The 14228-nt window shown below is 74.9% G+C and carries 13 protein-coding genes; 11 read left to right on the forward strand and 2 right to left on the reverse strand.

Annotated features, from left to right (window positions below; all coding sequences use genetic code 11):
- Positions 1-101 precede the first annotated feature (101 nt).
- Positions 102-791: a metal-dependent transcriptional regulator gene (locus tag KSE_RS22070; protein WP_014137562.1), complete on the forward strand. Its 690-nt coding sequence runs from the start codon at positions 102-104 to the stop codon at positions 789-791.
- 581 nt (positions 792-1372) lie between these two features.
- Here the strand turns inward: KSE_RS22070 and KSE_RS22075 are convergent.
- On the reverse strand, positions 1373-2077 hold the full coding sequence (locus tag KSE_RS22075) for a bifunctional DNA primase/polymerase (protein ID WP_014137563.1): 705 nt from the start codon (positions 2075-2077) through the stop codon (positions 1373-1375).
- Between the two features lie 255 nt (positions 2078-2332).
- On the opposite strand from KSE_RS22075, the gene KSE_RS22080 reads away from it, so the two are divergent.
- Together KSE_RS22080 and KSE_RS38705 are read left to right on the forward strand one after the other, a co-directional pair.
- Positions 2333-3709, forward strand: a complete 1377-nt coding sequence (locus tag KSE_RS22080) for a tetratricopeptide repeat protein (RefSeq protein ID WP_014137564.1) — start codon at positions 2333-2335, stop codon at positions 3707-3709.
- A 200-nt stretch (positions 3710-3909) separates the two neighbouring features.
- Positions 3910-5100, forward strand: a complete 1191-nt coding sequence (locus KSE_RS38705; protein WP_014137565.1) for a hypothetical protein — start codon at positions 3910-3912, stop codon at positions 5098-5100.
- Between the two features lie 77 nt (positions 5101-5177).
- Here the strand turns inward: KSE_RS38705 and KSE_RS22090 are convergent, their stop codons facing one another.
- A complete protein-coding gene (locus KSE_RS22090; protein ID WP_014137566.1) occupies positions 5178-6461 on the reverse strand; it encodes an ABC transporter substrate-binding protein in 1284 nt (427 codons plus the stop codon).
- Positions 6462-6757: 296 nt separating this feature from the next.
- Between KSE_RS22090 and KSE_RS22095 the strand changes: the two genes are divergently transcribed.
- From KSE_RS22095 to KSE_RS22130, 8 genes are all read left to right on the forward strand, one after another.
- Positions 6758-7198 (forward strand): SCO4402 family protein, encoded by a 441-nt coding sequence (locus KSE_RS22095; protein WP_014137567.1) that lies wholly within the window; start codon positions 6758-6760, stop codon positions 7196-7198.
- A 143-nt stretch (positions 7199-7341) separates the two neighbouring features.
- Positions 7342-8205: a formyltetrahydrofolate deformylase gene (gene purU / locus KSE_RS22100; RefSeq protein WP_014137568.1), complete on the forward strand. Its 864-nt coding sequence runs from the start codon at positions 7342-7344 to the stop codon at positions 8203-8205.
- Positions 8206-8628: 423 nt separating this feature from the next.
- Positions 8629-9114: an ATP-binding protein gene (locus KSE_RS22105; protein ID WP_014137569.1), complete on the forward strand. Its 486-nt coding sequence runs from the start codon at positions 8629-8631 to the stop codon at positions 9112-9114.
- A gap of 443 nt (positions 9115-9557) precedes the next feature.
- Positions 9558-10826, forward strand: a complete 1269-nt coding sequence (locus KSE_RS22110; RefSeq protein WP_051055910.1) for an MFS transporter — start codon at positions 9558-9560, stop codon at positions 10824-10826.
- 100 nt (positions 10827-10926) lie between these two features.
- The gene (locus tag KSE_RS22115; protein ID WP_014137571.1) at positions 10927-12243 is read left to right on the forward strand and encodes an MFS transporter; all 1317 of its coding nucleotides are present in this window, start codon (positions 10927-10929) and stop codon (positions 12241-12243) included.
- 9 nt (positions 12244-12252) lie between these two features.
- Positions 12253-12771 (forward strand): GNAT family N-acetyltransferase, encoded by a 519-nt coding sequence (locus tag KSE_RS22120; protein ID WP_014137572.1) that lies wholly within the window; start codon positions 12253-12255, stop codon positions 12769-12771.
- 82 nt (positions 12772-12853) lie between these two features.
- Positions 12854-13201, forward strand: coding sequence for a DUF4229 domain-containing protein (locus tag KSE_RS22125; protein ID WP_014137573.1), 348 nt, complete (start codon positions 12854-12856; stop codon positions 13199-13201).
- 60 nt (positions 13202-13261) lie between these two features.
- The gene (locus tag KSE_RS22130; protein ID WP_014137574.1) at positions 13262-14224 is read left to right on the forward strand and encodes a LacI family DNA-binding transcriptional regulator; all 963 of its coding nucleotides are present in this window, start codon (positions 13262-13264) and stop codon (positions 14222-14224) included.
- The last annotated feature ends 4 nt before the right edge of the window (positions 14225-14228 follow it).

Below are 14228 nucleotides of genomic sequence, written 5' to 3' on the forward strand. Positions count from 1 at the left end.
CAGCCACGGAAGAGTGCGGGCATAGCCGGCTCGCGCACCTGGTTGTTACCCGGGTACGTCAGAATTGGCGGTGAGGACACCGAAGAACGGAGCCAGGGGCGATGTCAGGGCTGATCGACACCACTGAGATGTACCTCCGCACCATCCTGGAGCTGGAGGAAGAGGGCATCACCCCGATGCGCGCCCGGATCGCCGAGCGGCTGGAGCAGTCCGGCCCGACGGTGAGCCAGACGGTGGGCCGGATGGAACGCGACGGCCTGCTCCAGGTCGCCGAGGACCGGCACCTCGAACTGACCGGCGAGGGCCGCAAGTTGGCCGTCCGGGTGATGCGCAAGCACCGGATCGCCGAGTGCCTGCTGGTGGACGTGATCGGCCTGGAGTGGGAGCAGGTGCACGAGGAGGCCTGCCGCTGGGAGCACGTGATGAGCGAGACCGTCGAGCGCAAGGTGCTCGCGATGCTCGGCCACCCCACCCAGTCCCCGTACGGCAACCCGATCCCGGGCCTGGACGAGCTCGGCGACACCAAGGCCGAGGGCGAGGGCTACGACGCCGGGCTGGTGACGCTGGAGGCCGTGGCCGCCGAGGACGGGACGGACGTGGTGGTCCGCCGGATCGGCGAGCCGATCCAGACCGACGGCGAGCTGATGCGCACCCTGCGCCGGGCGGGCGTCCGCCCCGGGGCGACGGTCCGGGTCTCCCCGGCGGCCGGCGGCGTGCTGGTCGGCACCGGCGAGAGCGCGGCCGAGCTCGGCAAGGAGATCGCCGCGCACGTGTTCGTCGCGCAGCCCTAGGGTCCGGCGCACGGCGCGCAGCGCGGGGCGCGCGGCACAAGGCGCGCAGTGCAGGGCCCGGTGTCCCCACACCGGGCCCTGCGCCGTTCCCCCGCCGGTCGCGGTCGCGTGCGGCTCCCCGGCCGCGCCCGCCCACGCCCTCCCTCCCGCCCCGTTCCCCGCCCGCCCTCCCCTGTCGGTGTCCCCACCGGCTCCCCGCCGGTCTCCCCGCCCGCCGCCGCGTTCGGCTTCCCCGTCCGAACCCCCTCCCGGCGGCCCCTCCCCGGCCCTCGGCCGTTCCTCGCCGTTCCTCGCTCCGCTCCTTCCGCTGGCCCCCGTCCGTTCGGTGCCGACGCTGAGGATGATCCCCTCGGCAGCGGCGGCCAATCCTTGAGCGATGTCACCCGATCGGTGGGCTTCCCCCGTTGACCTGCGGGTATGACGACCGGTTCCGGAAGATCGCGCTCCGGACCGGCCGGAGCCGCCCCCGGGCACGCCGGAGGCGGGCCCCGCCCCCGGATCGGGGGCCGGACCCGCCGCGGCCGCGCGGGGTGCCGCGCGGACACGCCCCCGCCGGGATCGGCCGGGGCACGCTCGGGGGGTCAGCGCACGGCCGCCGCCGGGCGCTGGACGGCGCGCGGGGCCGCGGCCTCGCGCCCGCAGGCGTACGCGAGCGGGCTGATCAGCTCCAGCGCGTCCGGCAGCCAGCGGTTCAGCGCGGACGGCGGCCGGGCCCACTGCGCCGACGCGTACCCGCCGACCCGGGACGGCGGGGCCACCACCCAGTCGCCCTCGCCGCGCGCCACCAGGTCGAGCCGCTCCGGCGACCAGCCGATCTGCCGGAGCAGGTCCGGCAGTTTGTCGACCACCCCGGGCAGCACCAGGAAGTGCAGCCGCCGCCCGGTGCGCCCGGGCGCGGCCGGCACCGCGACCACCGGGCCGAGCTGCAGCCCCATCCGCTCCATCCGGGCCAGCGCCAGGCAGCCCGCCACCTCCGGCACGTCCAGCACGTCGAACGCCCGGCCGGTGGGGAGCAGGATCGACGCCTCCGGGTTCTCCGTCCACCACTTGCGGACCACCCCGGGCCCGGCGCTCGCCTTCCGCCGCCAGTCCGCGCCGACGGGGTGCGCACCGGGGAGCGCGCAGCCCTCCTCGCCGCAGGAGCAGCGGGCCGGGCCGTCGCCGTCGAGCAGCCAACTGCCCGGCGCGACCTCCCAGTGCCGGTCCTCGGCGTAGCGGACGGCTTCGATCAGCAGCGGCGGCAGGTTCTGTTCGGGGGCTCCCGGGGTGTTGTCCACGTGCAGCACAACTACCGTCCGTGAGTGCGGGTTACGGCCGGGGGCCGAACGCTTCGAACGGCGCGCGCGTTGTCACCCGGGACGGTGATCCTGGTCGGAACCCGTCAATCGAGCAGGGGCGGTAACGGGCGCAGTGGGGGCGCACAGGGGCATTCACCCGGGCGCGTGGGGAGCGGGTACGTCACCGTGGGTATTCCGCATGGTGTTGCACAGTCGTCGCCCTCCGGTCGGGTCCGGACGGCGTTGGGGAGGCGGAAAAATCCCATGGCCGCGAGACCACTCGTCGCACGAGAGCCGAACGAGCGTCTGCAGCAGCTGATCCAGGAGGCGGGCTGCTCCAACGCGGGCCTGGCCCGCCGGGTCAACCTCTGCGGAGCCGAGCACGGACTCGACCTTCGCTATGACAAGACCTCGGTCGCCCGCTGGCTGCGCGGGCAACAACCCCGGGGGCAGGCCCCCGCGGTGATCGCCGAGGCGCTCGGGCGCAAGCTCGGCCGCGGCGTGACCGTGGACGAGATCGGCATGGCCGACGGCAAGAGCCTCAGCTCCGCCGTCGGCCTGCAGTTCGTGCCCAGCCTGGGCGCCGCGCTGGAACAGATCTGCGAGCTCTGGCGCAGCGACGTCGGCAAGCGGGACTTCCTGGCCGGCACCACCGTCGCGGCCTCCGCGCTGGTCGAGCCCAGCCGGGACTGGCTGATCACCCCGCCGGACCCGGTGGTCGCCCGCACCGGCGGCACCCGGGTCGGGCTGGCCGACGTGGCCGCGATCCGGGCCACCACGCAGATGCTGGTCGACCTCGACCACCGGTTCGGCAGCGGCCACGTCCGCCCGGTCGTGGTGCACTACCTGAACAGCGTGGTCTCCGGCTTCCTCGGCGGCTCCTACCGCGACGAGACCGGCCGCCAGCTCTTCGGCGCCGTCGCCCGGCTGACCGAACTGGCCGGCTACATGGCGGTCGACACCGGCCAGCCCGGACTCGCCCAGCGGTACTACATCCAGGCGCTGCGCCTGGCCCAGGCCGCCGACGACCGCGGCTACGGCGGCTACGTGCTCGCCGCCTCGATGAGCCACCTCGCCGCGACCCTCGGCAACCCCCGGGAGATCGCCCAACTCGCCCGCGCCGCCCAGGAGGGCGCCCGCACGGTGGCCACCCCCACCGCGATGGCGATGTTCTACGCCGCCGAGGCGCGCGGGCACGCCCTGCTCGGCGACGCGTACGCCTGCGAGAACGTCGCGGCGAAGGCGCTGGCCGCGATGGAGCGCCGCAACCCGGCCGACGACCCGGACTGGATCGTGCACTTCGACGAGGCGTACCTCGCCGACGAGTTGGCGCACTGTCACCGGGACCTCCAGCAGGGCGAGCGGGCCGAGCACTACGCCCGCACCGCGCTCGAACTGCACCCCGCGCACCGGGTCCGCCGGCGCGCCGTCGACCTGGTGCTGCTCGCCACCGCCCAGCTCCAGCAGCGCGACCTCGAACGCGCCTGCGAGACCGGCACCGAGGCGGTCCGGCTGCTCAGCGGACTGCGCTCGAACCGCGGCGTCGAGTACCTGGACGACTTCCGCACCCGGCTGGAGCCGTACCGCGGCCACCGCGCGGTGCGCGAGTTCCACGCCCGGATGGACGGGGAGGCGGCGTAGCCGGAGCCCGGCCCCGGCCGGCGCCGGGGCCGGGCCGCGCGAACGTGAAGCAATAGCACAGAACAGCGGCCCGCGTAGTCACCTGTGCCGGTGAACCGGTAGCGTGGCCTCGCAGTTGTGGTCCGCCGTCAGCACAACCGGTCCGGCGGGGCAACCGAGAGGCCCGGGATCCCGGTGCCGTGCACAGGTGAGGAATCGCGTTGAGCCAGCGCCGCTCGTATCCCAACTCCGGCGACTTCAATCTCGACGACCTGTTCCGCCCGGAGCCCGCCGCAGACGGCCAGGGCAATCCGGCGCAGGCCGCCCAGCCGCCGTACGCGCAGCCCCCGTACGCCCAGCCGCAGCAGCCCGTCCCGCCGCAGGCCCCCGTCCCGCAGCAGCAGTCCGCGCCGCCGCTCGGCCAGAGCGGCAGCCCGGAGTACTGGGGCGCGCCCGCGCAGCAGCCCGCGGCGGCCCCGCAGGCCGACGAGGGCGCCACCCAGTACCTCCCGCCCTACCCGTCCGGCGGCCCGTCCGTGGGCGGCCCCGCGGCGGGCACCCAGCCCGGCTTCCCGGCCCAGCCGCCCGCCTTCGCACCCCAGCAGCCCCCGCAGGCCCCGCAGCCCGGCTACCCCGCTCCGCAGACCTTCGGCGGCGGCGTCCCGGGCTACGGCGCCCCGCAGCAGGGCTACGAGCAGCAGGGCTACGAGCAGCAGCCGCCGCAGGGGTACGCCCCCGGCGGCTACCAGCCGCAGCCGGCGGCGGGCGGCGGCCGCAAGCCCGACAAGAAGGTGCTGATCGGCGCGGGCGTGGCCGGCGTCGCGGTGATCGCGGTGCTGGTCGGCGTGCTGGCCAGCGGCGGCGGCGACAAGAAGGACGAGAAGACCGCCAAGGGCGGCACCGCGGCCACCCAGAGCGCGGCCGCGCCCAGCGCGAACAGCGGGAACGCCGCGGTCAGCCCCGAGACGAAGGCGCAGGCGCAGGCGATGTCCGACCTGCTGGGCACCGCGAGCGCCAGCCGCACCTCGGTGGTCAACGCGGTCACCGCGGTCGGCAAGTGCCAGAGCCTGCCCGAGTCGCAGGCCGCCCTCACCGCGGCCGCCGCGCAGCGCCAGGACCTGCTCAAGAAGCTCGGCGACCTCAAGGTCGACCAGCTCGCCGACGGCCCGAAGCTGGTCGCCCAGCTCCAGCAGGCGTGGCAGGCCTCCGCCACCGCCGACACCGAGTACGCCGGCTGGGCCGGCGACCTGGTGGCGGGCTGCGACCCGGCGAAGGCCAAGGACAACGAGCACTACCGCAACGGCAACACCGCGAGCGGCACCGCGACCACGGCGAAGGAGCAGGCGTCCAGCCTGTGGGGGGCGATCGCCGGCAAGACCGGGCTGCAGGGCAAGAGCGCGAGCGAGCTGTAGCGGCGGGGGCGACGCGGCGGGGCCGCGACGAGGGTTGCTCGTCGCGGCCCCGCCGCGTCGCCCGGCCGGTCGCCCGGTCAGGCCGGGGGCCTGCCGTTGGTGAGGACCCAGCGGATGTCGGTGAAGCCCTGGCGCTGCTCGGTCAGGCGGCCGTTCTGGACCCGCTGGAAGGTGACCGAGGTGTTCACCAGGCGGGGCGAGTTCGCGCTGGGCAGCATGTTGGTGACGCCCCAGCCGAGCGGCGGGGTGGCTCCGGCGGTGTCGATCGGGTCGCCGCTGTCCAGGATGACCTGCAGCGCCTTCGGGGTGATGGTCCGGCTCTTGTCGATCCGGCCGGCGGCCTGCCGGAGCACCTCGTAGGCGACCCAGGTGGTCTGCACGCCGGGGTCGGAGACGTCGATGGTGGCGCCGTTGCCGTAGCCGCGGACGGTCTCGCGCAGCCCGTCCCAGACCCTGGAGGACTCGGCCGGGAACCAGCCGGTGGCGTACGCGCCGTGCAGCGGGCCGCTGTCGCCGCCGGTGGAGTCGACCACGGACTGCTGGAACGAGCCGATCACCGAGGCGAGCTGGGTGTTCTTCGGGTTGGCGCGGCGGTACGGGTCGAGCAGGTTGGCGGTGGGCTCGGCGCCGAGCGCGGAGAGCACGCAGTTGCCCGGCCGGTCGTCGCCGATGGCCCGGCGGGTGTACGCCGAGTAGTCGTTGGACTTCTCGGGGGCCTTGATGTCGGTGAGCTTGACGTCGGTCTGCCGGACGGCGCCGCCGAGGTAGTTGACCAGTGCGTCGCCGGCCCGGCTGTCCGGGCGGATCAGCGAGATCTGCTTGCAGCCGGCCTCGACCAGCTGGCGTCCGCTGCCCGCGACCAGGGCGGGCAGGCCGCCGTTGACGGGGTAGGACAGCGGGCTGCTGAACTCCGGGCCGGAGAGGCCGTAGCCGCCGATGAACGGGATGCCGGCCTGCTCCAGGATCGGCATGAAGCTGCTGCCGTACTGGCTGGCCGAGCCGACCACGGCGACCGCGTGCGCGCTGACGGCCTGCTCGGCGCAGGCGGTGGCGCCGTCGGTGCTGTCGTGCTCGTTGCAGGTCAGGACGCGGACCTTGCGGCCGGCCAGGCCGCCCTGGTCGTTGAGCTGGCGGCCGACGGCGTCGGCGAGCGCGGTCATGCCGGGGCGGTCCGCGGCGCCGGTGCCGGACGGGGCCCAGGTCATCACGGTGACGTCCTTGCCGGCGGCGTCGGCGGCGGCGGGTCCGCCACAGGCGGAGAGCAGGGCGGGCAGGACCGCGGCCGAGGCGGCGAGAGCGGCGGTGGTGCGGCGGCGTCCGCTGACGGCGGGTAGCGGGTGGGGGGTTCCGGTCCGCGTCATGGTGGCTCTTGTCCTCCCTGGACATGCTGCTTCGGGGTTCCCGGGCTCCGTTGCGCAGGCTCGGCGGATCAAGGGTGGTCGTCACCGCGCACGCCGAGAGGGACGCAAAGTGAACGGACCGCCAACGAGGGAGGAACACGGAGCGTTGCCGGTCGGTGACGCGTGTAGAGGCGGGAGTGGAGCCGCACCCGGAGGGGAACGTACGATCGGCTCCCGTGTCCGACAGCATCGATTCTCCGCAGCGGTCTGCCCGAAACACTTCTCGAACGGGCGCGCGCTCCAGCACGATGGGCGTCATGCCTCTGAGTGATCTGCCCTGGTGGCGTTGGCGGGCCCGGATCCGCTCGGCGCTGCACATGCTCTCCGACCTCGGTTTCCAGCAGCGGGCCTGGCTGGAGGGCGGCCGCGCGGGGTACGGCGACCCCTCCGACGCGGTGTACCGGCTGGTGGAGGACAGCTGGCTGGACCGCTGGTCGGCGGAGAAGTACGTCGGCTCGGTCTTCCGGGACTCCGCGGAGGCCGTCGCGGTGAACGCGGCGGTGCTGCGGGTGCTGCTGGTCGTGCACCAGGTCGGTGAGGACGCCCCGGCCGCCGCCTACCTGGCCCACCCGGACTGGTCGGAGGCGGTCCGCGCGGCCCGCGAGGCGCACCACCGGCTGGCCGTCGCCGACGGCGACGACCCGCAGTCGCCGCCGCTCCCGCTGGACGAGCTGGCCCGGCTGACCGCGCGCGGCTGAACCGGGCCGCGCCGGGCGGGGCCCGCCCGGCGCGGCGCGCCGGAGTCTCGGGTGCCGGGCGGCGCGGCCGCGGCCGCCCGATCTGTGCCAGGCTGGGCGGTCGCCGTCACCATCCGAGCCCAGAAACGGGGTCCCGCGCACCCATGGAAGAGACCGCCCGCTCGCAGTACGTCCTGACGCTGTCCTGCCCCGACAAGCAGGGCATCGTGCACGCGGTGTCCAGCTACCTGTTCATGACGGGCTGCAACATCATCGACAGCCAGCAGTACGGTGACGCCGGCACCGGACTGTTCTTCATGCGCGTGCACTTCTCCGCCGAGGAGCCGGTCACCGCGGAGAAGCTCCGGGCGAGCTTCGCCGCGATCGGCGCCTCGTTCCGGATGGAGTGGCAGATCCACGCGTCCGCCGAGCGGATGCGGGTGCTGCTGATGGTCTCCAAGTTCGGCCACTGCCTGAACGACCTGCTGTTCCGCACCCGGATCGGGGCGCTGCCGGTGGAGATCGCCGGGGTGGTCTCCAACCACACCGACTTCCGCGAGCTGACCGAGTCCTACGGCATCCCGTTCCACCACCTCCCGGTCACCCGCGACACCAAGGCGGACGCCGAGCAGCGGCTGCTCGACCTGGTCGCCGCCGAGCGGGTCGACCTGGTGGTGCTGGCCCGCTACATGCAGGTGCTCTCGGACGACCTGTGCAAGGCGCTGTCCGGCCGGGTCATCAACATCCACCACTCCTTCCTGCCGAGCTTCAAGGGCGCCAAGCCGTACCACCAGGCGCACGCCCGGGGCGTGAAGCTGATCGGCGCGACGGCGCACTACGTCACCGCCGACCTGGACGAGGGTCCGATCATCGAGCAGGAGGTCGCCCGGGTCACCCACGACGTGACGCCCGATCAACTGGTCGCGCTGGGACGGGACGTCGAGTGCCAGGCGCTGGCCCGCGCGGTGAAGTGGCACAGCGAGCGCCGGGTGCTGCTGAACGGTTCGCGCACCGTGGTGTTCGCCTGACCCGGGGCCCGGACTCCGAGCCCCGGACTCCGGGCCCCGGCCGCCGTCCGGCCCGACGTGCCCATCTGCCCGGCCGCACCCGGGTGTTCGAGCACCGGTGGACATTTGTAGGAAGGGTGGTTCGCTCGTGGCGCCCCGGTTCCGGGCTGTCGCGGGAGGTACGGTCTTGGGTACCCGTGAGGCCGGTGCCGCCGACCGGTCGTGCGAACCCCGGCCGGGTGAGCGGGACAGTATGCACCGAGCCGTCCCCCGAACGCTGGAATATGCCCGAAGCTCTTGCTGCGATCCGGCCGCGGAATCATTCTGGGGCGTATTCGTGTCGATGCCATGGGCAGTCGCGGGTCGGTGGCCTCCGCTCGGCGGAGCGGCCGACCGGACCGGCGGGACCAAACGGGCCGAATACCTAGTGCGGGTGGTGGAACGGTGCAGGTACTCCAGGTACAGCTGGCGGTCCAGGCGGACCCGGCTGAGGTGTCACGGGCCCGGCGGTGGGTCAGGGACCGGCTGCGGGCGGCCGGGATCGACCAGGACTCCGCGGTGGCCGAGACCCTGGTGCTGGTGGTCTCCGAGCTGGTCACCAACGCGGTGGTGCACACCGGCTCCCCGGCGGTGCTCAGACTGCTGGTGCCGGCCGACCCCGCCGCCGTGCCGCCCGCCGTCCGGGTGGAGGTCGCCGACGCCAGCCGCACCGCCCCCGCGCCGCGGCACGCGGGCGCCGACCAGGACGCCACCAACGGCCGCGGCCTGGAGCTGGTCGAGCTGCTCTGCGAGCGCTGGGGCTGGTACCCGGAGGGCTCCGGCAAGCGGGTGTGGTGCGAGATCGGCGATCCGGACGGCGCGGTCGGCGCGCTCGCCGCGCGGCCGGCGGCCTCGGCGGCCCCGGTCGCCTCGCCGGTCCCGGCGCGCTGAGCGGCCGCCCGGCGGTGCCGGCCCGCGCGCCCGCCCGGGGCGCTGCCGCGCGCCGGTCGCGCGCTGTCCACACCCCGGATGATCCGGTCTGAATTTCGGACAACCCATTGACGTGACGTATCCGACTGATCACTCTTGGGTGCGGCGCCCGTTGCGAGGGGACGCCGAGGGAGCCCGGGCGGTGCCGACACTCAGGGGGTCGTTGGCCGACTCCGCCCGGAACCTCGGCGAGATCGGGCCGCCCCGGCGTCACGGCTTTCAGGGTCCGGACGCCGACCGGACGGCGGGCCGCCGTGCCGTGCTCGGGGCACGCGCGGCGGCCCGCCGGTTCCGGGTCCGCCCCAGGTGGGCGGGGTCGCGGGCGGGGCGACGGACGGGGCAGAGGCCGCATCGTGACCCAAAATCACTGGAAACCGGTAGTGGTCTACACCAAAACTGAGGTCGTGACCGCACCCGAACTGCATACCGCCCCCACCCCGCAGGTCAGTACGGCGAAGGCGCCCGCCATCTGGTCGGGCAGCTTCCGGCTCTACTTCACCGCCCGCACCGCCGGGCTGCTCAGCGACGCGATGCTCCCGGTCGCCGTCTCGGCCGGCCTGATCACCGCCCACTACAAGACCTCCGAAGTCGGCTTCGCGATGGCCTTCCTGCTCGGCCCGTTCGCCGGCCTGGTGCTGTTCGGCGGCGTGCTCGCCGACCGGTTCACCGCCCGGCGCCTGATGATCTTCGCCGACCTGCTCAACCTCCTCACCCGGGTCCTGCTCGCGGTGCTGTTCTTCCGCGGCCTCGACCAGCTCTGGCAGCTCTACCTGCTGCTCGCGCTGGCCGGCACCGCCGCCGCGATGTTCCAGCCCGGCGCCGCCTCCACCGTCCCGCTGGTCTCCCGCGACGTGCAGGGCGCCAACGGCGTGCTGCGGATCTCCGAGGCGCTGGCCGGCCTGGCCGGCCCCTCGCTGGCCGCCGCGCTGATCACCCTCTCCACCGGCTGGGTGATGGTGCTCGCCGCCGTGATGTACGCGGTCAGCGCCGGCTGCCTGTTCGCCCTGCGGCTCGGCCCCGTCCCCGCGCCGCCGCCCGGCGACAGCCTGTGGCGCAACCTGGTGGCCGGCTGGCACGAGTTCTGGTCCCGCAGCTGGATGTGGGGCGTCATCCTGATCTGGATGGTCTTCACCGTCCTGTCCTGGGGCCCGCTCGCCCCGGTGGTGGTCGGCGACATCGCCAAGCGCGACGGCGTCGTGGTCTACGGCGTGATCAACAGCATGCTCGGCGCGGGCACCATCATCGGCGGCGTGCTGGCGATCCGGCTCAAGCCGACCCGCCCGCTGGCCGCCGGCGCCTGCGCCGTGTTCCTGTTCGCCGTCCAGCAGTTCGCCTTCGCGGCCGGCCTGCCCTGGCCGCTGCTCGGCACCGCCCAGCTGGTCTCCGGCATCGGCATCAGCTTCTGGGGCGTCATGTGGGCCACCAGCGTGCAGACCCAGGTCCCCGGCGAGGTGCTCAACCGGATCCACGCGTACGAGGTGGCCGGCTCGGTCTGCATGTTCCCGCTCGGCTCGGCGCTGGCCGGCCCGGCCGTCGAGCTGTTCGGCACCACCCGGGTCTACCTGATCGGCGGCGTCGTCACCCTGGCCACCGCCGCCGCGCTGCTGCTCAGCCGGCCGATCCGCGAACTGCGCCGGGTCCCCGACGGCGAGATGGTCGCCTCCGGGCACTGAGCGGACCGCCCCGGGGCCGGCCCCGGCTGTCAGGAATTCGGGCATCCGTGGCAGTCGGGGCCGTCGCGGGAGGGCCGGTCCGGTCGGGAGACTCGGACGGGTGAAGGAACCGCAGCTCACCGCCGAATCCCCCGCCCCCGCAGCCTCCCGCAGCCCCGGCGCCCCGCGCGCGCCCCGCATCCACTACGGCTGGATCGTGGTCGCCGTCTCGCTGCTCGTCCTGATGGGCTCGGCCGGGTTCCGGTCCGCGCCCAGCCTGATGATGGACGCGCTGCACGACGAGTTCGGCTGGTCGCGCGCGACCATCTCCAGCGCGGTCTCGGTGAACCTCGCGCTGTACGGCGTCACCGCGCCGTTCGCCGCCGCCCTGATGGACCGCTTCGGCGTCCGCCCGGTGGTGGTCTGCGCGCTGCTCGCCATCGCCACCGGCAGCGGCCTCAGCATCCTGATGACCCGGCCCTGGCAGCTGGTCCTCGGCTGGGGCGTCGTCGTCGGGCTCGGCAGCGGCTCGATGGCCGGGGCCTTCGCCACCACCGTCTCCGGCCGCTGGTTCCAGGCCCGGCAGGGCCTGGTCACCGGCGTGCTGACCGCCGCCGGGGCGGCCGGCAACCTGGTCTTCATGCCGCTGCTCGCCGCCCTGGTCGAGCGGCACGGCTGGCGCACCGCGGTCGTGCTGGTCTCGCTCTGCGCCACCGCCGTGGCCGTCCCCGTCCTGCTGCTGATGCGCGAACGGCCCGCTGACGTCGGCCAGTTGCCCTACGGCGCGACCGAGGCCCCGGCGCCGGCCGCGGCCGGCGGCTCGGCGGTCGCCCGCACGCTGCGGGTGCTGCGGACGGCGCTCCGGCAGCGGGTCTTCTGGCTGCTCGCCGGGTCCTTCGCGATCTGCGGCGCCACCACGGTCGGCCTGGTCGGCACCCACTTCATCCCGGCCGCGCACGACCACGGCATGCCGGTGACCACCGGCGCCTCGCTGCTCGCCCTGATCGGCCTCTTCGACATCGCCGGGACGGTCGCCAGCGGCTGGTTCACCGACCGCTTCGACTCCACCGGGCTGCTGATCACCTACTACACCCTGCGCGGACTCTCGCTGGCCTGCCTGCCCGCCCTGTTCGGGGAGAGCCTGCGGCCGCCGATCCTGGCCTTCGTGATCTTCTACGGCCTGGACTGGGTCGCCACCGTCCCGCCCACCGTCGCGCTCTGCCGCCGCCACTTCGGCGCCGACGCCCCGGTCGTCTTCGGCTGGGTGCTGGCCGCCCACCAGCTCGGCGCCGCCGCCGTCGCCGGCCTGGCCGGCCTGGCCCGCGACAGCTTCGGCGACTACGACGCGACCTGGTACGCGGCGGGCGGCCTGTGCGCGGTCGCGGTCGGCTGCTGCGTGCTGCTGCGCCGGGGCGGCCCGGTCGGTGCCCCCGCCTAGGCTGGGCCCATGAGCCTGCGATTCGTCCTGGACCCCGAGCCGACCCCCGCGCTGCGCGAGGAGGTCACCGCGCTGTGGACCGAGGTCTCCAACGCCGGGGGCGCGGTCGGGTTCGTGCCGCCGGTGGCGGCCGCCGAGGTGCGGCCGGTCGCGGAGCGGCAGTTCGGGGCGCTCGGCCCGGACCGGCTGCTGGTGGGGTTCGAGCCGGGCGGCCGGGTCGCCGCGGTGCTGTTCTTCGAGGACATGCGGTTCGGGTTGATGGACCACTGGCGGATGCTGAAGCGGGTGATGGTGCACCCGGACTTCCAGGGCCGGGGCTACGGCGCGCTGCTGCTGGCGGAGGCGGAGCGGGTGGCCCGCGGCTGGGGGCTGGCCGGGCTGCGGCTGACGCTGCGCGGCGGGCACGGCCTGGAGGAGTTCTACGGCCGCAGCGGTTACGTCGAGGTGGGCCGGGTGCCGGGGGCGATCCGGGTCGCCCCCGGGGACGACCGGGACGACGTCACGATGTGGCTCGACCTGCGCGCCTGAGCGGTGTGAGGTCGTGCTTCACTGGGAGGGCCATTACCCCCGCGCGCCCTTCGGCGCGACCCGGCAGCGAAGGACGAACCCGGTGAGCAGCAAGAACCACGCCACGCTCCGCTACACCTCCCTGCGGGTGAGCATCTTCCTGGCCTGCCTGCTGGTCGCGCTGCTGCTGGGCCACTTCGAGGTGATCCCGGTGGTCGGCACGATGGGCCTGCTGCTGCTGTTCGCGCTGGCCGCGGTGGCCTCCTCGGCGCTCAGCTACGTCCTGCTGAGCAAGCAGCGCGACGAGATGTCCGCGCAGATCGCCGAGCGGATCGAGAACCGCAAGTCCCGCTCGGTGCTGCGCGACGCGGCCGAGGACGAGGCGGACGACGCGGCCCGGGCGGCCGTCGCCCAGCAGGCCCAGCCGGCCCGGCAGACCCAGGCCGGCTGACCGGCGTTGGCGGACAGCCCGCCCGGCGGGGGCGCGCGCCGGCGCCCGACCGGCCGTGACGTGGCCCGGCTGGCGGGCGTCTCGCAGGCGACGGTCTCGCTGGTGTTCTCCGGCAGCTCCGGGCACCGGGTCTCGGCGGCCACCAGGGAGCGGATCCACGACGCCGCCCGGGAGTTGGGCTACCGCCCGCAGGCCGCCGGCCGGCAGCTGCGGCTGGGGCGCAGCGGCATGGTGCTGCTGGCCGTGCCCAACCTGCTCGGCCCGTTCTTCGGCCGGGTGCTGACCGGCGTGCACGAGGAGGCGGCCCGGCACGGCCTCGCGGTGGTGGTCTCCAGCGGCTGGGACGCGGCGGTGCTGGCCGAGGCGGCCGCCGCCGGCCGGTTCGACGGGCTGCTGGTCTGCTCGCCCGACGACCGGCAGCTCGGCGCGCTGCCGGCGGACACCGCGGCGGTGTTCCTGGACGCCGACCCGGCGGCCCACCCGGGCCGCCCGACGGTGGAACTCGACCTGGCGGCGGGCATGCGGGCCGCCGTCGACCACCTGGTCGGGCTGGGGCACCGGCGCTTCGGCTACCTGCGCTCGGCGCACTCGGCGCACACCTTCCGGGTCCGGCAGGCGGCGTTCGCGGCCGCCTCGGCGGGCCTCGGCCTGGAGGTCAGGGAGCTCGCGGTCAGCCTGAACGACGGCAGCCGGGAGGCGGCCCGGGCCGCCCGCGAGCTGCTGGCCGGGCCGCGGCCGCCGCGCGCGGTGGTCTGCGACGACGACGTGGTGGCGTCCGGCCTGTACCGGGCGGCCGGCGAGCTGGGGCTGCGGATCCCGACGGACCTCTCGGTGGTCGGGATGGACGACGTCCCGGTGGCGGAGCTGCTGAGCCCGCCGCTGACCACCGTCGACCTGCCGGGCGAGCGGCTCGGCCGGGCCGGGCTGGCCCTGCTGGCCGCCCTGCTGGGCGGCGAAGCCCCGCCGCCGGTGGCCCCGTTGGCGACCGCCCTGGTGGTCCGCGGCTCCACCGCCCCGGCCTGAGCGG

Source organism: Kitasatospora setae KM-6054, assembly GCF_000269985.1.
Lineage (GTDB): Bacteria > Actinomycetota > Actinomycetes > Streptomycetales > Streptomycetaceae > Kitasatospora > Kitasatospora setae.

What these genes read in the sequence shown, in the direction of transcription:
- KSE_RS22070 (WP_014137562.1), top strand. Translation starts at nt 102, where the DNA reads ATGTCAGGGCTGATCGACACCACTGAGATGTACCTCCGCACCATCCTG.
- KSE_RS22080 (WP_014137564.1), top strand. Translation starts at nt 2,333, where the DNA reads ATGGCCGCGAGACCACTCGTCGCACGAGAGCCGAACGAGCGTCTGCAG.
- KSE_RS22090 (WP_014137566.1), bottom strand. Translation starts at nt 6,461, where the DNA reads ATGACGCGGACCGGAACCCCCCACCCGCTACCCGCCGTCAGCGGACGC.
- KSE_RS22095 (WP_014137567.1), top strand. Translation starts at nt 6,758, where the DNA reads ATGCCTCTGAGTGATCTGCCCTGGTGGCGTTGGCGGGCCCGGATCCGC.
- purU (WP_014137568.1), top strand. Translation starts at nt 7,342, where the DNA reads ATGGAAGAGACCGCCCGCTCGCAGTACGTCCTGACGCTGTCCTGCCCC.
- KSE_RS22120 (WP_014137572.1), top strand. Translation starts at nt 12,253, where the DNA reads ATGAGCCTGCGATTCGTCCTGGACCCCGAGCCGACCCCCGCGCTGCGC.